The 20,390-nt window shown below is 45.1% G+C and carries 18 protein-coding genes and 1 pseudogene; all 19 read right to left on the reverse strand.

What is annotated here, in order from left to right; translation table 11 throughout:
- Positions 1-133: 133 nt before the first annotated feature.
- Complete coding sequence (locus tag ACM67B_RS02405) at positions 134-2,026, reverse strand: polysaccharide biosynthesis protein (RefSeq protein ID WP_416190001.1); 1,893 nt, start codon at positions 2,024-2,026, stop codon at positions 134-136.
- Positions 2,027-2,080: 54 nt separating this feature from the next.
- Positions 2,081-3,256 (reverse strand): DegT/DnrJ/EryC1/StrS family aminotransferase, encoded by a 1,176-nt coding sequence (locus ACM67B_RS02410; protein WP_416190002.1) that lies wholly within the window; start codon positions 3,254-3,256, stop codon positions 2,081-2,083.
- Between the two features lie 52 nt (positions 3,257-3,308).
- Positions 3,309-3,986 carry an HAD family hydrolase gene (locus ACM67B_RS02415; protein ID WP_416190003.1) on the reverse strand — a complete coding sequence of 226 codons (678 nt, stop codon included), beginning with the start codon at positions 3,984-3,986 and terminating at the stop codon, positions 3,309-3,311.
- Complete coding sequence (locus ACM67B_RS02420) at positions 3,973-4,929, reverse strand: ATP-grasp domain-containing protein (RefSeq protein ID WP_416190496.1); 957 nt, start codon at positions 4,927-4,929, stop codon at positions 3,973-3,975. The genes ACM67B_RS02415 and ACM67B_RS02420 overlap by 14 nt, the downstream gene beginning before the upstream one ends.
- A gap of 9 nt (positions 4,930-4,938) precedes the next feature.
- A pseudogene (locus ACM67B_RS02425) lies at positions 4,939-5,550 on the reverse strand (sugar transferase); the annotation flags it as partial.
- Positions 5,543-6,715 carry a glycosyltransferase gene (locus ACM67B_RS02430; protein WP_416190004.1) on the reverse strand — a complete coding sequence of 391 codons (1,173 nt, stop codon included), beginning with the start codon at positions 6,713-6,715 and terminating at the stop codon, positions 5,543-5,545. The gene ACM67B_RS02430 and the pseudogene ACM67B_RS02425, both read right to left, overlap by 8 nt.
- Before the next feature lie 13 nt (positions 6,716-6,728).
- Positions 6,729-7,799: a glycosyltransferase family 4 protein gene (locus tag ACM67B_RS02435; RefSeq protein ID WP_416190497.1), complete on the reverse strand. Its 1,071-nt coding sequence runs from the start codon at positions 7,797-7,799 to the stop codon at positions 6,729-6,731.
- 196 nt (positions 7,800-7,995) lie between these two features.
- A complete protein-coding gene (locus ACM67B_RS02440; RefSeq protein WP_416190005.1) occupies positions 7,996-9,423 on the reverse strand; it encodes a lipopolysaccharide biosynthesis protein in 1,428 nt (475 codons plus the stop codon).
- Positions 9,424-9,568: 145 nt separating this feature from the next.
- The gene (locus tag ACM67B_RS02445) at positions 9,569-10,876 is read right to left on the reverse strand and encodes a nucleotide sugar dehydrogenase (protein WP_416190498.1); all 1,308 of its coding nucleotides are present in this window, start codon (positions 10,874-10,876) and stop codon (positions 9,569-9,571) included.
- A gap of 218 nt (positions 10,877-11,094) precedes the next feature.
- Positions 11,095-12,195 carry a bifunctional diaminohydroxyphosphoribosylaminopyrimidine deaminase/5-amino-6-(5-phosphoribosylamino)uracil reductase RibD gene (gene ribD, locus ACM67B_RS02450; protein WP_416190006.1) on the reverse strand — a complete coding sequence of 367 codons (1,101 nt, stop codon included), beginning with the start codon at positions 12,193-12,195 and terminating at the stop codon, positions 11,095-11,097.
- 12 nt (positions 12,196-12,207) lie between these two features.
- On the reverse strand, positions 12,208-12,798 hold the full coding sequence (locus ACM67B_RS02455) for a cytochrome C (RefSeq protein WP_416190007.1): 591 nt from the start codon (positions 12,796-12,798) through the stop codon (positions 12,208-12,210).
- 46 nt (positions 12,799-12,844) lie between these two features.
- On the reverse strand, positions 12,845-13,309 hold the full coding sequence (gene nrdR, locus ACM67B_RS02460) for a transcriptional regulator NrdR (RefSeq protein WP_095502373.1): 465 nt from the start codon (positions 13,307-13,309) through the stop codon (positions 12,845-12,847).
- 123 nt (positions 13,310-13,432) lie between these two features.
- Positions 13,433-14,275, reverse strand: a complete 843-nt coding sequence (locus ACM67B_RS02465; RefSeq protein WP_416190008.1) for a class II glutamine amidotransferase — start codon at positions 14,273-14,275, stop codon at positions 13,433-13,435.
- 174 nt (positions 14,276-14,449) lie between these two features.
- Positions 14,450-15,529, reverse strand: coding sequence for a 3-dehydroquinate synthase (gene aroB, locus ACM67B_RS02470; RefSeq protein WP_416190009.1), 1,080 nt, complete (start codon positions 15,527-15,529; stop codon positions 14,450-14,452).
- 201 nt (positions 15,530-15,730) lie between these two features.
- Complete coding sequence (locus ACM67B_RS02475; RefSeq protein WP_416190010.1) at positions 15,731-16,246, reverse strand: shikimate kinase; 516 nt, start codon at positions 16,244-16,246, stop codon at positions 15,731-15,733.
- 122 nt (positions 16,247-16,368) lie between these two features.
- The gene (gene pilQ, locus ACM67B_RS02480; RefSeq protein WP_416190011.1) at positions 16,369-18,471 is read right to left on the reverse strand and encodes a type IV pilus secretin PilQ; all 2,103 of its coding nucleotides are present in this window, start codon (positions 18,469-18,471) and stop codon (positions 16,369-16,371) included.
- A gap of 16 nt (positions 18,472-18,487) precedes the next feature.
- A complete protein-coding gene (locus tag ACM67B_RS02485) occupies positions 18,488-19,081 on the reverse strand; it encodes a pilus assembly protein PilP (protein ID WP_416190012.1) in 594 nt (197 codons plus the stop codon).
- Positions 19,082-19,102: 21 nt separating this feature from the next.
- Entirely contained in the window at positions 19,103-19,777 is a 675-nt protein-coding gene (locus ACM67B_RS02490) for a type 4a pilus biogenesis protein PilO (protein WP_416190013.1), read from the reverse strand.
- The gene (locus tag ACM67B_RS02495; RefSeq protein ID WP_416190014.1) at positions 19,778-20,389 is read right to left on the reverse strand and encodes a PilN domain-containing protein; all 612 of its coding nucleotides are present in this window, start codon (positions 20,387-20,389) and stop codon (positions 19,778-19,780) included. It abuts the gene before it with no gap.
- Position 20,390: the final 1 nt, after the last annotated feature.

Genomic DNA, 20,390 nt, shown 5'->3' on the forward strand with positions numbered 1-20,390 from the left:
ATGGTTCATTCGTATTGTGCGCCATTCATCTAAAATCGGCTTGGTTTCTGATCAGTTTTCAATAAGCCCGCAGATGGAGGGAAAAGCCGTCTGAACATAAACGGCAATTGCTGAGTTTTAATGTTCAGACGGTTTATTTATGCGGTAACCAAGTGAGGTCACAAATATCATCTTTGGGATGAAAGCCGATTGGGGCTTCCATTAAAAGAGCACGAAGAGAGGGGTGATCCATGTCCCGACAGGCAGATTCCATGCGTGTCAGGATATCGGATAATTGCGCCCAAGATAACATGATTTCATTAGCAGTCATGATGCGGGGGTGAGAGGTTTTTTGTACTTCATCACTGATCAGCAGTTCTTCATACAGTTTTTCACCCGGACGCAAACCGGTAATTTTGATGGCAATGTCACCTTCAGGGTGTAAGGTATCTTTAATCTTCAAGCCGCTCAGATTAATCATTTGCTTGGCAAGGTCAATGATTTTGACCGATTCGCCCATGTCCAACACAAACACATCACCGCCTTTGCCCATTGCTCCTGCCTGAATCACCAGTTGTGCTGCTTCCGGGATGGTCATGAAGTAGCGGGTAATGTCTTGGTGGGTGAGGGTAATCGGGCCGCCGGCTGCAATTTGTTTTTCAAATACAGGTACCACTGAACCGGATGAGCCCAATACGTTTCCAAAACGCACCATACAGAAACGGGTATGCTGGTTTGGTTCGGCAGCCAAAGCCTGCAGGCATAGTTCGGCCATGCGTTTGCTGGCGCCCATGGTGTTGGTCGGACGCACGGCTTTGTCGGTTGAAATCAGAACAAAAGTATCGACCTTAGCTTCAATTGCCGCTTGTGCGCAGAAGAGGGTGCCGAAAATATTGTTTTGAATGCCTTCGATGGTATTGAATTCAACCATCGGCACATGCTTATATGCTGCAGCATGGTAAACGGTTTCGACTTGGTAGGCGCGCATGATGCTTAACAGGCGCTCTTTGTTTTGTACTGAGCCCAATAGCGGTAGTATTTCAAAAGGAGAGCCGGTTTCTTTTTGTTTTTCATTGAGTTCTTGATGGATGTTATATAAAGAAAACTCAGATAGTTCAAGCAGCAATAATTTAGTGGGGGCGCACTGTAAAATTTGTCGGCATAACTCCGAACCAATCGAACCGCCGGCACCGGTGACCATGACGACTTTGCCGGTAATATCTGCACACATCAATTCAGCGTGCGGTTCGACAGGATCGCGACCTAATAAATCAACAACTGAGATTTTTTTCAATGAGCCGACATTGATTTTGCCGTCGACCAAATCTTTCATACTGGGAATCGTCAAAACTTCACATTTATATTGTTCTAAATGTTTGATAATGGCCTTGCGTTCTTTCTGGGTTGCATGCGGTATGGCCAATAAGATTTTTTCGACACCGTAACGGCTGATTAGAGATTGGATTTCATGTGGCGCATAAACCGTTAAATCATAAATCATATTATGCTGAATACTTTTGTCGTTATCCACAAAAGCAACTGCATGGTATTCACGGACTTGTTTGATGGCCTCCAGTAATTGACGTCCCGAACTGCCTGCTCCGTAAATAATAACCGGGCTCATTTTTTTAGTATGGCGTTCAGATAAGACTGCCCGCAGTGTAATACGTGAGCTGGTGATTAGTACGACAACGAGCAGGAAGTAAACCAGTGGCAATGCAAATGTAAATCTATGCTCAAAAATCAGGATGCTGGTAAAGAAGATGACAGCTGAAAAAGTACTGCCGGCCATTGCGGTCGTCAATACACGGGTGCTGACATAACGGGTGACTGCACGATAGAGGCCTAAACGGATAAAAATGGTGATGCTCAGTACCGCGGTTACGAGAAAAGCAGGCCAGTTAATGATGTTGAGCCATTCGTCAGAATGGTTGAATTTCAAGCTTTGGGTAAACCAAAAAGCAATAAATAGGACGACCAGGTCATAAATGACAAAGAATGCCTTTTTAATGCTGCGGGGTAGAGCTAACAGGGTTTCCAAATTCATTTTGGTATGTCTAAAGTAAAGATATCAATAAATAAATATTTATGAAATAAATATTTATGCAGTCGCTTCTGCTAAGATTTGTTCAATATTGTGGCAGCAAAAAGCCATTTCTTCTATAGTTAAAGTTGGGTGTACCAAGAACATCAAGCTGGTTTCGCCCAATTCAACGGCGTTTTTCAAACGTTCTTTCGGGCGCCACGGCGTGCCTTCAAAGGCTTTTTCCAAATATACTTCCGAGCAGCTGCCTTGATAAGCCGGCACGTTGCGTGCATTCAATTCATTGACAATGCGATCGCGTGTCCAACCTTCTTTCAAGTTTTCCGGTTTGACGAAAACATAATATTTGTACTGTGCATGTTCGATGTAATCGGCAACTTCAACTAAACGGATGCTGCTGAATTTACGGAATGATTGCGTTAATTGTTCGGCATTGGCTTGACGTTTGGCTGTCCAATCCGGCATGCGTTTGATTTGAATACGTCCGATGACAGCTTGCATTTCCATCATACGCCAGTTGGTGCCGAAGCACTCATGCAGCCAACGGAAACCCGGTGCATGTTCGCGGTGGTAAACGGCATCGTAGCTTTTGCCGTGGTCTTTGTGCGACCACATTTTGCTCCACAAATCTTTATCGTTGGTGGTAACCATGCCGCCTTCGCCGCCGGTGGTCATGATTTTGTCTTGGCAGAACGACCATGCACCGACATGGCCGATAGAGCCGACTGATTTGCCTTTGTATTTGGCACCGTGTGCTTGCGCGCAATCTTCAATCACCCACAATTTGTGTTCTGCCGCCAGAGCCATGATGTCGTCCATTTCGGCAGGCATACCGGCCAAATGCACCACGATAATGGCTTTAGTATTCGGTGTCAGTGCGGCTTTAATGGTTTCAGCGCTGATGTTTTGGCTGTTTAAGTCAACATCGGCAAACACCGGATTGGCGCCCGCAGTGACGATCGAAGAGGCGGAAGCCAAGAAGGTACGTGACGTCACAATCACATCATCGCCTGCGCCAATGTCCATGGCTTTAAGTGCAACATCCAATGCCACCGTGCCATTTGATAATGCAATGGCATATTCGGTTCCGATATATTGGGCAAATTCTTTTTCAAATTCGCGGCATTCGGTGCCAGTCCAATAATTGACTTTGTTTGACAGCAGCACGCGTGATACTGCATCTGCTTCTTCTTGGGTGAAGCTGGGCCATGGAGAGAGAGAGGTATTAAGCATTTGCTTTTCCTGAAAAAAAGGCTGGTGGAATTTCTTAAATAAACAGTGCCGATTAAATGCCGAAGTGCTTTTTTAAATCGGTTAAAGACTCAATCCAAAAATGTGGGTGGTATGCGGCATCAAAATCGTCAGATTTGTGCTGATGAATATTGTGTTCAGAACCTTTCAGCCCAATCGTAAGCCAGCCCATTTCTTTAGGGGTAATAAAGTCTTTTTTAATATTGTCGCCCACATAAATGAATTGATGGTTTTTACCATATTTATTTTGCAGATAGGCAAAGCGTTCGGGGTTGGGCTTTTCTGATTGAAAAGATTCCGAAATCAGAATATCTGCAAATAAATCCATGAGGCCAAGCGCTTCTAATTTGAGGCACTGGGTCATGCTGCGGCCATCCGTAATCAATGCGGTCGCAGCAAAATATTGGGTGAGATTCTTTAGCGATTCGTAATCCATATAAGGCTTGATAACCGGTTTATGTAATCGGTATTGCCATAATAAAGTTTGTTTTTCCGAATCATTCAGACGGCATTGAGTACAGATGACATCCAGCCAGTTCTTATCCTGATAATCAATAGCAGATTCTAAAGAATGTGCATCGTATTCAGGATAAAGTGTGGCAATGGTTTGAATCACGGATTGAATGCCGGACACTTTATAGTCGTATTCTGAATATAAGGTATCATCTAAATCGAACACCAATACTGCGTTTTGAGGATTATTGATTTTCATGAACCAGTACCTTGGCATCGTAGCGCAGCATCATCAGGTTGTTTTCCCATTGGTCGAAAAAGGAAATTTCCTGATCCATCAAGTATTCTTGAATCAGCCAGCCGGGATAATTGCCACCGGCCGCATAGGTCAGCGGGAAACCACCGCCGAAGCGTGGGTTGATTTCGACGCTGTAAAATTCTTCGGTTTGGTCGTTGTAGAAAAATTGAGCAGTGATACAACCGCGCGCACCTTCCAATACCGCCATTTTTTCAACCAATACATCATATAAGTGATTGCGACGGGTAATGCCTTTGCTGACTTCACCGGTACGCACTTCCAAGCGCTCACGTGGAATCACGCATTTCAGACAGCCTTGATTGTCGTAATACATGTCAACGGTAAATTCTTTGAATTCATTGACGATATCGATGAGTTGGCAGAACATTAATTTAGGATCGGCCATCATCTCTTCAGAAATATCTGCTTGAGTATCAATACGTTTGGCACCAATGGCGCGGCTGCCGTCATAAGGTTTGACGAAGCAGGGCAGGGTTAAGTTATCACGGTCGTAAATTTTTGGGGATTGAATGCCGTATTGGGCAAACAAATCAGCAGTTTTGCGCTTATCACGACATAAGGTAATCAGAGCGCTGTCCGATACAATGATGTGAATACCGGCTTCTTCAAAACGAGCACGGGCATCGGCCAGCTTTTGCAATTCGGTATCGATGGTCGGAATAATCAAGCCGATGTTGTGTTCAACGGCCAGTTGGTAAATGCTGTCGATGTAATCATTGGCTTTGATGGCCGGTACCACAAATGAGCCGTCTGAAACATGACAAGCCGATGACATGTGCGGGAACATATCTGTTGTGAATACTTTGATGTCACCTTCAAATTTAGCGGCTTCGGTTTTAAAGTCTTGAACCAGCTCAACACGGCGGCCGGCAGATAAAATCAGTACATTATTTTTTTCATTGGTGTTATTTCCTGTGAAAAATGGCATAGTGGCTTCTCCATCAGCGGAAATGCCTTCTTTGATCAATACTTTCTTAACCGTTAAAAATAAGATTTTGATGTCCAGCCAAAGGCTGAAATTGTCGATATACCAAATATCGTGGGCAAATTTCTCATCCCATGACAATGCATTGCGGCCATTTACCTGAGCCCAGCCGGTAACGCCCGGTTTCATTTCATGGCGGCGGTTTTGGAAATCATTGTATAAAGGCAAATAGCTCATCAGCAGCGGACGTGGGCCTACCAGACTCATATCGCCTTTTAAGACATTCCAAAGCTCGGGGAGTTCATCGAGACTGGTGGCACGCAATTTGCGTCCGAACGGGGTCAACCGTTCGCTGTCAGGGAGTGGATTGCCGTTGGCATCAATGGCATCGCGCATGGAGCGAAATTTAATCATTTTGAACGGTTTACCGTTTTCGCCCGGGCGCTCTTGGGTAAAAAATACCGGCGAACCCAAATTTTTCTTGATGAGATAAATCAAAATCAAGAATACCGGTGACAAAATAATTAAGCCGGCTGCCGAAGCAACAATGTCGAATAGGCGTTTAATCAGTTTATTCATGACCTAATCTTTCAATAAGGCGGACAATTCTTTGGTAGGAAATATTGCGCTTGAAGCGGCAGATAATTTCTTCAGATTGCACAGGGTCGTTTTTATGCAATAAGATTTTTTGTGCGGCCTGTACAAAGCTTTCTACATCGCCTGAGCGATAGTTGGCGTGAGGAAGCAGCTGTAAAACTTCTGCAACTTCATCGTTTACTTGACTGTTTAGAATAGGCTTTTGTAAAGCCATATAATCCGACAGTTTGTTGGTAATCGATTGCATGGCATATGAATGAATGGCATTCACTGCAACATCACAACCTTTAGCAACGGACATCATTTCTGCATAAGGGATGTAGCCATAAAATTTAATCGAAGCATTTTCATATTGCTTTAGCTTCTCTAAATCAGGTCCGCCGCCCATGATATGCAGTTCAACATTTTCACCTTGATCCAACAGCTTCTGTACACCTTGGCAGACTGTTGCTACGTCATAGCTGAAACTCAATGTGCCTAAGTAGAAAAAACGTGTTTTGTCGTTACCAAAGTCTTTTGCGACTGCGGTATCGAGCTTAGGAAAGTCTGCACCGATATGAACTACTTCACCGGGCACATTCGGGTTTACCTCTTTTGCACGATCCAGATAAGTTTGTGATACGGCAACCAAGCCATCGGCGTAGCGATAAGCTTGATTGGCTCTTGAAGCAAAAGGCAAAAAGTTGTGCGGAATTTTTTTCAAGAAAGGAATAACCGATGAGAATGATTCCGGCCATACATCTTGCACGTCAATAATCAGCTTGTAACCTAAACGTTTTTTATGCTTGCCTAACAAAAGATTGGTGGCAATCAATGGATAAGCAGAGAACACGACGTTTTGTTCGCCAGGTTGGCATTGTGCCAACCATTGCTCAAATGCTTTCACGAATACATGGTGACTTTTTAGGCGATCCAATGAAACGTTTTTTTGATAACCACTTTCTTTCATCAACATCACTTTCAGACGGCCTTGTGAGGATGCTTCGGCATCTTCAGGCCGTCTGAAAGATTTGTCGTAATGCTTAAAATTGCTGGTAATCAGCAATACATCGTGCTTTTGCGATAATAATTCTGCCAAATACCAAAAGCGGTTGAAATGTGGCTCGCTAGGTAAAGAGCAATAAGGGGCAACAATGGTAATGTTCATTGTTCAGACGGCCTTACATGTTGTACGCAGCCATAGTGGTGCGGTAAATTTCGTCATCAGAACACAGATGGGCAACATGTTTATGCAATGCCTTACCCATTTCATCTCGTAATTCTCGACTTCGTACCAGCTCGGCAACCGCTTCGATAAATGCTTCTTCCGCACCAAAAGGAATGCAGTAGCCGGTTTTGCCGTTGATGACCATTTCAGAAATGCCGGCCATATTATAGGTAACAACCGGTGTGTCATATAAGCCTGATTCCAAAATATTGTTGCCGACGCCTGCGCCATGATCGCCTATGCAGTGTGGTGTATTCACCAGAATATCGATTTCTTTGAAGTATGCAGTCAAATCACGTACCCCCCCTAAAAACGTGACTCTGTCGTCGATGTCCAGACGCTTTGCCTGCGCTTGCAGGTTTTCCATTTCTTCACCGATACCGGCTACGTTTAGGCGGACAGGTAAACCACGGTCAACCATTTTTTTGAAGATGTCCAACATTAAATGTACGGCACGAACGGTATCCAAGCGCGAAAGCGTTCCCAGCATAATGTAGTTTTTTGCTGTTTTTTCAGGCAAATCACCTACTTTATGCAACGCATTATAGGTATAGGTGATTCGGTTGGCCGGGAAACCATGACGAATTAATTTTTCTTGCTCGTGCTTACAGTTGCCAATGATGTATACGCCTAATTTATCAAACAGTTTGGCAATTTTAGGGTAGGTTTGCGGATCCAAACCGCGGGCATGGTAAAACACTTTGGTTTGAGGTGAGGCAATTTTGGCCGCAACAGCGCAAGCAGGGACAATGCGTGCCATTTGGCAATGAATGATGTCAGGTTGCTCTCGTTTCAACATTTTAATATAGGCAAACATGGCTTTAATGTAGCCTTTTTTACCGCCTTGATAGAAGTCGATAGGTTGCCATTTGATACCTGATTCTTGCGCTTCTTGAATTAACGGCCCGTCTGAAGAAGCCAAGAGCACGTCATGGCCACGGCTGTGCAATAAACGGCCCAATCGGAAGGTGGCGTTTTCAGTACCGCCTAAGCCCGACATAGAGGTTGTCAGAATAATTTTCATCATATTTCCAGTGAATGATTGAGAGAGCAGGCAAATGGTATATTATTTGCGATTTTAATAACTATGTTTCTGTGATATTTAACACTTAAATCATCAAATTAAAAGCGTAAAAATATCTTTTTTTGAGTCCAATAAAATGTTCGGTATTAATATACTCCGACCTATCTGTTTTCAAGTTGGATGAGAACGATATCATTCAGGCAGCCCTTGAATAAATCCAGTTTATTAATTGTTTTAAATGAATCTTTAAGAGAGCTTTATGTGTCCAGATTGTAATGATGAAGAGACATAGCCAGGCCAGGACAAAAAATGGGTAATTGTCTTTGGTACCATAAAATGTATAACTCAGACATAACATAAGCAAAAATCCCATGGTGAGATAAATTTTATTACGTTGTAAAGGTTGCCATAAATAAGACGAAAGCTCAGTTTTAACCATAAAAAATAGCCAAAAAGAAACAGCATTGGCCATTGCGGCACCTTTTGCCCCTAATTTAGGCACCAAATAGTACAAAAGACATAGATTGATCAGCAGGCAAAGAATGTGGACAAGTGTGATTAGCCATGTTTTTTTAATAATGTTCAATCCGATGCCACTTACCTCAGTTAAAGTATAGAATACCGGCAACATTATGGTTGAAAGTAAAATAAACTGTACCGTTGCATATTCTTCGGGAAGCATCAAAGAAATCAACGGCGACATAATGCCGATAATACAGATGGCGGCGCACACTAACACAGTGATTAAGTGCGCAATATCATTAATTTTTTGGAGATTCTTATTTTCTTTTACCCACTTGAATACCATTGGTGCCCAAATAGTTGAAAAAACACTTTGAAAAATTAAAGCAATAGCACCGAAGCTGATTGCCATCGAATAGATGCCCAATTGTGCTAAACCTACTGTTTTTTGTAATATAAAACGGTCAATAGAAGTCAGCCCCCAGTAGGCTAAATTACCAAAAACTAAAGGCAGGCCATAGCGTATCCCAATGCGGTAGAGGGTAGGCGACCATTTTGCATGCAGGGCAGAGGCAAGGTCGTTTTTTGTCTGAAAGAGTAATACTAAGACAGTTAATACTTGTGAAAAAGTATAGAAAAAAATTAAACTGGTGGTATCGGCCTGAATATTGAATGCAATATAAGTAAGGGTAAACAGTAAAATGAGTAATTTTGGGGTTAACTGGCTTAAGGAAAAAGCCAATGCTTGTTCCTTCATTCTTAAAATTAAAGCAAGAAACCGAGTCAATAAAGTAGTAACAAGAAATAGTAAAAATAAAAATCCCAATGTTTTATCTTGAATCGAAAAAATCATTTCAGATAACCAAGATATATCCCATAGCATTAACATAATACTCACGGCAATCATAAAAAGCAGTGGTGGAAAGGCTAAGGTTTTCAATAGGGCAGACTTGTTGTCAATGTTACAGTATTCACGGATATATGCCTGATCCAAGCCGAGTCCGAAGATTAAAATAGCCAGACTTGCCAAGGTTTGCAATAAAGCAATACGGCCGATATCTTCTGCAGGGAAATACCAAGAAATAGCAGGCAGTAAAATTAATCCTAGTACAGCGCTGCCCATAGGGCCGAGTGCATACCCTAAAATTTTTTGAACATTCATAAGTTAGGTGTTTCAGAAAGTTGTTTGTAATTGTGGGGAACAAAATACAAACAATATGGCGAATTAGGCGTTGTTCTTTTATCCGGCTGTGACACGAAGAAAGCCGACTGGAACGAAGGCAGCCGGCTCTTTTGCGCAGATTAAGTCAAGCTTTGATTACATTCGGATGATTGACGGGGAATTTCCCGCGTGTATCCACAATTAATTGTGCATGTTCGGCAATCATGGGGTAGTCAAATTTGTCATGATCTGTGGTTAATACCACACAATCGAATCGGGCAATATTTTCAGGTGTTAAACACGTACTCTGCAAGTCGAAGTGGATGTGTTCTGGAATATGTGGGAACTTAGGCACGTGCGGATCAGCATAAGCAATATCTGCCCCCAGCTTGGCTAACCGCTCCATAATTTCTACAGAAGGGCTTTCACGCATGTCGTCTACATTTTTCTTGTAGGCAATGCCCAAAATTAAGATTTTGCTGCCTTTGATTGAGCGGTTGCGTTCGTTCAGACCTAAGCTTACTTTTTCGATGACATAGTCAGGCATGTATGAATTTACTTCGCCGGCCAGCTCGATAAAGCGGGTGTTGACACCGTATTCGCGTGCTTTCCAAGTCAGGTAGAATGGATCGATCGGGATGCAGTGGCCGCCCAAGCCCGGGCCCGGATAGTAGGCAACGAAGCCGAAAGGTTTGGTCGCAGCGGCAGCAATGACTTCATGAATGTCGATGTCCATTTTGTCGGCGACAATTTTCATTTCGTTTACCAAACCGATGTTAACGGCACGGTGAATGTTTTCCAAAAGCTTGGTCAATTCAGCAGCTTTGGTTGAGCTTACCGGCACAACTTTATCAATAGCCGGTTCATACAAGGCTTTACCGACTTCCAAACAAGCCGGAGTATGGCCGCCAATCACTTTAGGAATAGTGCGGGTTTCAAAGTTAGGGTTGCCCGGGTCTTCACGTTCCGGAGAGTAAACCAGGAATATGTTTTCGCCGACTTTCAGGCCGCCTTCCTCTACGCGTGGCAACAGTTCTTCTTCGGTGGTGCCAGGATAGGTGGTTGATTCCAAAGACAACACTTGGCCTTCTCGCAGGTAAGGTTTAACCGCGTTGGTGGTGTTGATCACATAGCTCATATCCGGTTCGCGGTATTTGTTCAATGGTGTCGGTACACACAAGATCACGGCTTCTGCTTCACCAATGCGTGAGAAATCTGTAGTCGCTTCAAACAAAGATTGACTGGCGGCTGCAATTTTTTCAGAAGGGATGTGCTCGATGTAGCTTTCGCCTTTGTTTAATTTGTTGACTTTGGTTTCATCAATATCGAAGCCCAATACGTGATAACCGATATCAACATAACGCAGCATCAGTGGCAGACCGACATAACCCAAACCGACAATACCGATTTTGGCGGTTTTATCGGCAAACTTTTGAATAGTAATATTTTTCATCATGAACCCGGCAATTAAACAGTCACTTTATTTAAGCGGAGGATAGCTGTTGGCTTATATCAACTTCTGGGGATTTGATTTTGCTCAGTTTTCCAGTATACCGTGAGTCATGAGTATATTGGGAAGGTTATCCATCGGCTGTTTCGATACAATAATACTGGAGAATTATAACGATTTTTTGTCATCAGTATTCTAAATATATTTAGGGTTCGCTATTATTAAGCGCGGGATAACACCCATTTTAAATCCGAATTCAATAAAGTTATATGTTTGGTTTCCCATCGGGCAGGGTTTCTTAATGCTTCAGGCTGCTCATCAAAATCAAACAGCATTTTACCCGGGTTGCCTAAGATTTTAGGCGATTGGTACAAGACAATTTCGTCCACCAAATCAGCCTGTAAAAAACTGGTGTTGAGTGTGGTGCCGGCTTCAATCATCAATTCGCCAATGCCTTTTTCGGCCAAGATGGCCAAGACTTGCTTTAAATCGATGCGTTCGCCCATGCTTTCAGACGGCCTGACAATATCGATATGCGGATGAGCCAAATAGGGCTGCCAACGTGTTTCATCCTCAACCAAAGTAACAATCAGGGTAGGACTTTGGCTGTCTGAAACCAAATGGCTGTTTAAAGGTGTACGCAATTGGCTGTCTAACACCACGCGGACAGGTTGGCGCAGGGTAGGGAATGCGCGTACATTTAAGCGCGGATTGTCTGCCAGTACCGTGCCGATGCCGGTGAGTATAGCGCAGCTTTCGGCGCGCATTTGCTGCACGTCGTTTCGTGCTGCATCGCCGGTAATCCATTGGCTTTGGCCGTCTGAAAGTGCGGTTTTGCCGTCAAGACTGGCGGCGCATTTGAGCCGTACATAAGGGCGGTTGCGCTCGATGCGGGACAAAAAACCACGGTTTAATTCACGCGCTTCACGTTCCAGCAAGCCGCTTTCGGTTTGAATGCCTGCTGCGGCCAGCATGGCCAAACCTTTTCCGGCTACCAAAGGATTGGGGTCGGTCATGGCGGCGACCACACGTGTCACACCGCTTTCGATTAAGGCTTTGGCGCAAGGGGGTGTGCGGCCATAATGGCTGCAGGGTTCGAGCGTGACATAGGCGGTTGCACCTTGTGCCATGCCACCGGCCTGCCGCAAGGCATGTACTTCGGCATGCGGTTCGCCTGCTTTGACATGGTAGCCTTGGCCGACAATCTGCCCGCCGTGTGCAATGACGCAGCCGACGCGAGGGTTGGGGGAAGTGGAAAAACGCCCCAGCCGGGCAAGGGCAAGGGCGTTTTGCATCATCTGGATATCGGTGTTGCTGAACATTTCAGACCGCCTTTATTTGATTAAATTGACGTCTTTTAAGACGAAAGCCAGTTGCTCGGTAGAAGCGGTAGTCGAACTGGCGCATACGGTATAAATATTGGTTTCGTGAATGGCAATGCAGTTTTCAGAGAGTGTGTTGCCGTCTTCAGTAGGTTGGCTGAAACGGTAGTTCATACGGTTGTCAGTCGCAATGCCCACACGCATATTATCCATGCCCTTGGCGGACTGAAGGGTTTCTTTTAAATGGGTGAAATAAGCTTTGGCATCGGTTTTGGCTTTGCCCAAGTTGGCGGTATAGAGCGTGATGCCGGAAGTGTTGTCGCGTTGCAGCAAGGTCAGCTCATCAGCCGAAATGCCTTCGGGATGTAAATTCTGATCGTCAATCACGTCAGTAAATTGAGTATTTTCAATCATGATGCGGATTTTACTGTCTTTGCTGTTTAACTCTTGCACGGTGTTTTCTTTTACCATCGGCACAGACGCGGCAGAAGTTGCTGAAGCCATTGGTTCAGAAGCAGCGGCTGGGGCAGGCGTTTCGCTGACTTTATTGCACGCACTCAGCAATAGTAAAACAAGGATAGACAGTAAAAATTTTGTATTCATGTTGATGACTCATTGTCTTCTCATGGTCAAATGGTTTCAGATGGCCTTATTCAGCTTGCTGGGATTGTGGCAAGGTAGCAATTGCTTGGGTAAATTCCGAAACATCATTAAAACTTTTATAAACCGAAGCAAAGCGCACATAGGCCACTTGGTCGATTTTGGCCAATTCTTCCATCGCCATTTCGCCGACCAGTTGTGATGGCACTTCTTTTTTGCCCAATTGATACAGCCGCTGCTCAATCAGGGCAACGGTTTCGTCGATTTTTTCCGGAGTAACAGGGCGTTTGTGCAGGGCGCGGGAAAGGCTGGTGTGGAGCTTGTGCGGGTTGAAATTGACGCGGCTGCCGTTGGTTTTTAACACTTGCGGCATACGCATTTCAACCGTTTCAAAGGTGCTGAAGCGCTGTCCGCAAGACACGCAGCGGCGGCGGCGGCGGATGCTGTTGGTTTCTTCCAGCAGGCGCGAGTCGGTAACCTGTGTGTTGGCGTGTTGGCAAAACGGACATTTCATATGCAGCTAAATCGTTTGTTTGTAAATAGATATTGTAACTGATAGCCGCATATCCGTATAGCGGAAAAGCATAGCAGAGGCCGTCTGAAACGTTTCAGACGGCCTTTGTCAATCAAACTATTTTTAGCAAGACACGCCGACGGCACGCGCCAGCGCCAACCCCTCTTCCACACTCATGTAAATGGCAGTATGCGGTTTGTCGGAGCGGACAATATCGCCTTGGTGGAACATCACCAATTCATTCACCGCCAATTGGTGCCAAGTTTCGTCGCGGGTCAACGGCAGCGTGGCGATGACGGCCACTTTATCGTTGGGCGTGGTCACTTCGGCAAAATCGATCATCACATCATCATCTAACAAACGGGCTTGGCCAAATGGTGCTTTGCGCACGATATAGTGCAACAAAGTGCTGGCATGGGCAAACAGGCAATCGCCGTTGGACATCACAAAATTAAACAAGCCGTAGGTGCGAATCTCGTGGGTTAATTCGCTGATGGCGGCAAATAAAGTGGCTTCATCAGGCTTCTCGCTAAATTGCTGACGTAAGCGGTTGAGAATATAACAAAAAGCACGTTCTGAATCAGTGCAGCCGACAGCGCGGTAAAAATTGCTTTGTTCCGGTGCAAAATCAATCAGATGGCCATTATGGGCAAACAGCCAATATTCGCCCCACATTTCACGCACAAACGGATGCGTATTGGCGAGCGAAGTTTGGCCTTGGGAGGCTTTGCGGATGTGTGCGATGACATTTTCTGATTTGATGGGATAATCGCGCACCAAATCGGCCACAGGGGAATTGGCACTCGGTTTGTCGTCATGAAACAGGCGGATGCCTTTGCCTTCAAAAAAGCCGATGCCAAAACCGTCTGCGTGGTGGTCGGTGATGCCGCCACGCCGTCTGAAACCTTCAAACGAAAATGTGATGTCGGTAGGAGTGTTACAGTTCATGCCGAGCAGTTGGCACATGGGCAAAGCCTTTATGAATGTGAGAGCGAGACATTAGATTATGGTATATCAGACCAGGGATTTCAATAGCTTTGTGGTGCTATGGTTAGCGTGAATCGGAATATAGCTTGAGGCCGTCTGAAAGGGTTGAACAGATCAATCTTTCAGACGGCCCCCTTCATCATTCAATCTCGCTTACAAATAAGGCTGTAATGTGCGCTCAAGAATAGCCATATCGGTGATTTCGGTAATATTGGCTTCGCCTAGGCGTCTTAAACCGATAAAACGCATCACGCCGCTGCTGACTTTTTTGTCGTGGCTCATGTGTTCAATCCATTTTTCAAAGGCAAACTGCGGCGGTGCGGCAGGCAGTTTGGCGGCTTGCAGCAAGGCGGCGATGCGTTGGGTATCGGCAGCGGTGGTGTTGCCCAGCTGTTCTGATAAGCGGGCGGCTAAGACTGTGCCGGCAGCGACGGCTTCTCCGTGTAACCAAACGCCGTAGCCCATTTCGGCTTCAATCGCATGGCCGAAAGTGTGGCCTAGATTGAGCCATGCACGGATGCCTTGTTCGGTTTCGTCTTGTGCCACGATGTCGGCTTTCATTTTGCAGCAATGATAAACTGCTTGTGCCAGTTTTTCTGGATGTTGCGCCATTAAATCGGGCATATTTTGCTCTAACCAAGCGAAGAAATCGGTATCGCCCAGCGCTCCGTATTTCACCACTTCAGCCATACCGGCAGATAATTCGCGCTGCGGCAAGGTTTGCAGCGTGCTTAGATCGGCGAGTACGGCTTGTGGCTGGTAAAACGCGCCAATCATGTTTTTACCCAAGGGGTGGTTGATGGCCGTTTTGCCGCCGACGGAAGAATCCACTTGGCTTAACAAGGTAGTCGGCACTTGGATAAACGGTGCACCGCGTTGGTAAGTGGCTGCAGCGAAACCGACCATATCGCCAATCACGCCGCCACCCAATGCGATTAAGGTGGTTTTGCGTTCCGCACGATTTTGCATCAGGCCATCAAAAATTAGGTTTAGGGTTTGCCAGTTTTTGTGTTCTTCGCCATCGGGGAGAATAATGCTGAAATGCGCGATGCCAAGTTTGTCTAAGGCCGTCTGAAAGCTTTTTAAATACAGCGGGGCAATGGTTTCATTGGTGATGATGGCGGCTTTTTGGGTCAAATAAGGCTGCAACAGTTCATCAGCTTGCGCCAGTAGGTTTTGGCCGATGAAAATCGGATATTGATGCGAAGGGGTTTGAACGCTTAGGGTGTGCATGATGATTCCTACGGTGTGTCGGTTGACGAGAAAGGCCGTCTGAAAGCATGAGGAAACCTGTTTTCAGACGGCCTTTGCCGTAATATATGTTTAAAATAGAAATAATACAGTGTTGTTCGCGCTGATGTATTTAGCTGTACAAGGAGGCTGCTGTTGCTTTGTCTGATTTCTATTTTAAAACGACTAGAATTGCCATCTGTGTTAACCGGCTTGCAGGGCATTGAGCAGGCGGTTGACGGTTTTTTGATAGTGCTCTGATTCAATGACCAGATGGGCGGTCTCGCGGTAGATGCGGTCGCGAATGTCGTATAGCTCTTGCAGCTTGGCCAACGGGTCTTCAACTTGCAACAAGGGACGATTGGTGTCGTAGCGGGTACGTTCCAATAAAATTTCCGGGCGGGTGTGCAGATAAATGACGGTGCCGTGTTCTCTTAAGCATTTGCGGTTTTCTTCGCGCAAAGGCGCGCCGCCGCCGGTAGATAAAACGATATTTTCTAAGGCGCACAGCTTTTTGAGCATATTGCTTTCACGGTCACGAAAACCTTGTTCGCCTTCCATTTCAAAAATAGTCGGAATAGAGACACCGGAAGCCACGCAGATTTCATGGTCGCTGTCGTAAAAAGGGCGGTCGAGCATTTGGGCGATGTGTTTGCCCAAAGTGGTTTTGCCGGCGCCCATCAGCCCGATAAAAATTAAGTTGCCGTTGATTTTTTCCATAATAGCGGCATTCTATACGAAATTGGCAGGAAAATGTTTTATCCTGAATGTTTCTCATTTTTTACGCAAGGAAATATTAAAACGGGCATACATTTGAGAATATGTATGCCCGTTTGGCAGGATTAGTAGCGCAAGTTGTTGCCTACGCTATCCATAATGCGCGGCGTGATGAAAACCAGCAATTCACGGCGCGCTTCATTGCGGCTACGTGATTTGAACAAGTTGCCCACTACCGGAATGTCACCCAATAAAGGTACTTTGTTGACCGTATTGGAATTTTCTTCCTCGTAAATACCGCCCACAATCAAGGTGCCGCCATCTTCTACCATGGCTTGTGTGTTCAGGCTTTTGGTGCTGATACACATGGTATTTAATGAATCTACCGTACAGGGTGAAGGGGTATCTTTATTGATGTTGACTGCCATAATAATTTGACCATCGGGCGTAATATTCGGTGTGACCGTCAGACCTAATACGGCTTTTTTGAAGGATACAGAGGTCGCACCGCTCGAAGTGGCTTCTTGATAAGGAATTTCCGTACCCGATTCAATAGAGGCTTCTTGACGGTCTTGCGTCAGGATGCGGGGGTTGGAAATGGTTTTGCTTTTATTCTGGCTTTCTGCTGCGGCTAATTCCAAGCCTAGCGCACCAGAAGAAAGTGAGCGAACTAGAGCAATGGATGTAGTTGGGGTATGGGTGATCGGTAGGTTGATATTGGGATTCAACGCCAAAACAGAATGAGTATTCCCTAAATTTGAGCCCCAAGTATTGCGTCCTCTGACACCATGATAACCAAATTTGACGCCCAAATCATGAGAAAGGCTTTCATCGGCCTCTACAATCCGAGCTTCGATCATAACTTGGCGTGTAGGAACATCGAGTTCGGCGATTAATCGGCGGAACTTCTCAATGACGCTGTGGTTGTCACTGATGATTAAGGTATTGGTGGCAGAATCAATTAATGCGCTGCCACGGGTACTCAGCAAAGTATTGCTTTTGGTACGGCTGTTATGACTATTGTTTTCTTCTAAACGCAGAATTTTGCGGAATTCTTCAACATTTTTGTATTTCAGTTGGAAGGTTTGTGACAACAATGGGCCTAATTCAGCAAGCTCTTTTTCCGCTTGCAAGAACACTTTGTCTTTAGCCAACAATTCATCGCGCGGAGCGATATTGATGATATTGCCTTGGCGACGCATATCTAAATTACGTGCCTGCATCACCAAATCCAATGCCTGATCCCAAGGCACATCTTTTAATGATAAAGTCATTTTACCGTTAACCGTATCGCTGGCCACGATATTCACATCTGATTCTTTAGACAAAATTTGCAAAATAGTACGGACTTCTACATCTTGGAAATCTAAAGAAATTTTGTGGCCGCGGAAGGATTTGTTGGCATGGTTGCGTAAGCTACGGCTTTCAGTCGTGGCAGCTTTTGGCACAATTTCAAAAGTATGACGACCGGCAGCAGATTGGGTGTTGATGTCCCAGTTGCCTTTGGTGCGGATAATCAATTGTGTTGCATTACCAATGCGTTTTAATGTCACGTTTTGCACCGGTGTATTGAAGTCGCCTACATCTAAATTGCGTTGTGCTTGAGTGGGCAGAGGATGATTTTTTAAGGTAATTACCACACGGTCACGCTCTTGCTTCACATCAGGGCTGCCTGAGAAGGTAGGCGCTGATAATTCGACAACACCAGAGTTACGCGAACCTTTGCGGAAATCAACATTGGCACTGGTGGCGACTTGGCTGGCTTGAGTAGCACGTGCTGCGGCAGGAGTAGGGGCTGGTGCGGGAGCCGAATAGGAGGCTGCGGGTGCAGCTACATTTTGATCAGCGGCTTCTCTGACATAAACCCATACTTCGTCACCACGGATTTCGGTGTTGTATTGACCGGTTTTGTTCAGGCCTAACAAAATGCGGGCGTAATCTTTATTCTGAGCCGCGGTAATTTGGCTCAATAAAGGGTCTGAATATTCCAATACCGGTTGGGATAATTGAATATTGGTATTGGCAAAATCTAAGGCGATGCGTGCAGGTGTAGAAGTCACAAAGCCGGTAGGGCTGGTAATGTCGCGATCAAAACGGATTTTGATGATTTTTTGATTATCTGGCAAAGCGGATACATTGATATCGGTAATGTTGCCGGCAAAGGCCGTCTGAACAGCCAGTACCATGTTGAGGGCGGCAAAGGGCTTTGTCATACAGTTGATTCTCATAAATAAACCCCATTGATTAATCGGTCACAGACAGCATGTTTTTACTGACAGGTATGGTTTGTGAAGCTGTCGAAAGTGTAGTCGATGGCTGGTTATGGCTGTCGGATTGACTGCGTAAAGGTAATTCGGCTATGCGGTCAATCCAGTTGCCGTAGCTGTCTTCAACCATTTCGGTAATGATGATTTTATCTTTGGTAATCCGTTGGATTTTACCGTAATTTTGTCCGATGTAATTCCCCGGTACAACGGTGTAAACGTGATTTTCAGCTTGGATGAAGCCGGAAATACGGTTGCCGCTGCGCAAGCTGCCCACATAGCGAAGATTTTCTAAGCTAAAGGCTTCTAAAGTCTCTTTGGTACGGCGCAGGTTAGGTGCATTGCTGCCGGTTCGTACAGTCAAATTTTGCAAGCGTCGAGAATCGAATGCGTTCGGACCGGAGTAGCTTGGCGGAATATACGCTTTAGGTGGCGTCACAGTCGGTTCTTCAAAAGGAATAATGTGTTTCTTGGCATCGGCGCGGGTTTGCGTCATCCATTGACTTAAATCATCATAAGTCGGGGTGCATGCCGCAAGGCTGAAAACGCCTAGGAGTAAGATAGTATTTTTCATGATTTCCCTATATTACTTTTTCTATTCTTGTGGCTTACCGGAATCGCCGTTTTGTTTGGCTTCTTCGGCTGCTTGTTGTTCGGCAGCAAATTCTTCGGCAGGGCGTGCTTTATAGGTGGTCGCTGTTGCACTCAGAGTGAGTAAGTCACCTTTGCCGTCTTTGCTGTTTTTGTCTTCTGTTGATTGGGTAATTTTCAAGGATTCCAAAGTAATAATGCGTGAAAGCTCGCCGACATCACGGGTAAACTGGCTGATTTGGTTGTATTTGCTGGTAATCGCAATTTCATAAGGCAGCTTTTCAATAGGGCCATCAGGTACTGATGGTTGTGGCAACACGCTGTCTAAGCGCAAACCGTTGGTTGAGCCGGCCTGATGCAATTCTTGAATCAGCGTTGGAATCTCGGCATCAGTCGGCAATTGTTTGAGCAACACATTGAATGCTGAGCGAATCGATGTTAATTCAGCTTGCAGATTGTTCAGGCTGGCAGCCTCAATACTTTTCTTGGTGTAAGTCTCCTTGAGCTTAACTTCGGTTTCTTCGTGTTGTGCCAATGTTTCTAATTGGCCTTTGAATAAAGCAAAATAGCCAATCACCAAAATGGCTAAAATCGCCAGTGCCGCCAAAAACAGTTTGGCAGGTGTGCTGAGCAAGTAAAGGTTTTGAACATCGATGTCTTTTAATTTCTTTGCGGCCATTTATTTTGCCTCCTGTACAGGTGTCGTCTGAAGCGTAGCTTCCGAAGCGGTAAGGTTGGCTACAGGAGCGGTATTTTGAGTCAGTAAGACACGCAGAGTAAATTCTTGATAGTTTTCTACTTTTTTAATGCTTAACAGTTCAGGTTGGGTGAATACACCTGTGCTTGGCAATGCGCGCATAAATACGGCGATTTTGTTGTCGCTGATGGCACGGCCGGTTACCTTATAAGTAGTCGGATTTTCAGCTTCCAAAGCAGTCAGGTAGGTATTGTCAGGTGTCAAAACATTCAGCATATCAATAATATATGCTGCTTGAGAGCGTTTTTCTTGCAATTCTTCAACCTTGATTTTCTTGGCTAAGAAATTTTCTTTTTCTGCTTGCAGCTTTTTGATTTCGCCCAAATCGTCATCCAGTTTTTTGATTTCCGACTCAAGGAATGCATTGCGGCCCTGTTGGCTGTCGATGGCACCATTAATGCTCAAATAGGTCAATGCTGATAAGCCCAGGCCAATCAGCAAGGCAGTCAGCATTAATATTTTGAACTGTTGCTTTTTACGTTGTCTAATCTCTTCCCGATAAGGAAGAAGGTTGATTTTAATAAGTTCAATCATA

This window comes from Neisseria sp. CCUG17229 (assembly GCF_047839235.1).
GTDB classification, from domain to species: Bacteria; Pseudomonadota; Gammaproteobacteria; order Burkholderiales; family Neisseriaceae; genus Neisseria; species Neisseria brasiliensis.

Excerpts from the sequence above, each read along its gene's own strand:
- ACM67B_RS02485 (WP_416190012.1), bottom strand. The coding sequence starts at position 19,081 with ATGAAAAATACTATCTTACTCCTAGGCGTTTTCAGCCTTGCGGCATGC.
- ACM67B_RS02475 (WP_416190010.1), bottom strand. The coding sequence starts at position 16,246 with ATGGAAAAAATCAACGGCAACTTAATTTTTATCGGGCTGATGGGCGCC.
- ACM67B_RS02465 (WP_416190008.1), bottom strand. The coding sequence starts at position 14,275 with ATGTGCCAACTGCTCGGCATGAACTGTAACACTCCTACCGACATCACA.
- ACM67B_RS02445 (WP_416190498.1), bottom strand. The coding sequence starts at position 10,876 with ATGAAAAATATTACTATTCAAAAGTTTGCCGATAAAACCGCCAAAATC.
- ACM67B_RS02455 (WP_416190007.1), bottom strand. The coding sequence starts at position 12,798 with ATGAATACAAAATTTTTACTGTCTATCCTTGTTTTACTATTGCTGAGT.
- ACM67B_RS02495 (WP_416190014.1), bottom strand. The coding sequence starts at position 20,389 with ATGATTGAACTTATTAAAATCAACCTTCTTCCTTATCGGGAAGAGATT.
- ACM67B_RS02490 (WP_416190013.1), bottom strand. The coding sequence starts at position 19,777 with ATGGCCGCAAAGAAATTAAAAGACATCGATGTTCAAAACCTTTACTTG.
- ACM67B_RS02435 (WP_416190497.1), bottom strand. The coding sequence starts at position 7,799 with ATGAAAATTATTCTGACAACCTCTATGTCGGGCTTAGGCGGTACTGAA.
- pilQ (WP_416190011.1), bottom strand. The coding sequence starts at position 18,471 with ATGAGAATCAACTGTATGACAAAGCCCTTTGCCGCCCTCAACATGGTA.
- ACM67B_RS02430 (WP_416190004.1), bottom strand. The coding sequence starts at position 6,715 with ATGAACATTACCATTGTTGCCCCTTATTGCTCTTTACCTAGCGAGCCA.
- ACM67B_RS02405 (WP_416190001.1), bottom strand. The coding sequence starts at position 2,026 with ATGAATTTGGAAACCCTGTTAGCTCTACCCCGCAGCATTAAAAAGGCA.
- ACM67B_RS02440 (WP_416190005.1), bottom strand. The coding sequence starts at position 9,423 with ATGAATGTTCAAAAAATTTTAGGGTATGCACTCGGCCCTATGGGCAGC.
- ACM67B_RS02415 (WP_416190003.1), bottom strand. The coding sequence starts at position 3,986 with ATGAAAATCAATAATCCTCAAAACGCAGTATTGGTGTTCGATTTAGAT.
- ribD (WP_416190006.1), bottom strand. The coding sequence starts at position 12,195 with ATGTTCAGCAACACCGATATCCAGATGATGCAAAACGCCCTTGCCCTT.
- ACM67B_RS02410 (WP_416190002.1), bottom strand. The coding sequence starts at position 3,256 with ATGCTTAATACCTCTCTCTCTCCATGGCCCAGCTTCACCCAAGAAGAA.
- nrdR (WP_095502373.1), bottom strand. The coding sequence starts at position 13,309 with ATGAAATGTCCGTTTTGCCAACACGCCAACACACAGGTTACCGACTCG.
- aroB (WP_416190009.1), bottom strand. The coding sequence starts at position 15,529 with ATGCACACCCTAAGCGTTCAAACCCCTTCGCATCAATATCCGATTTTC.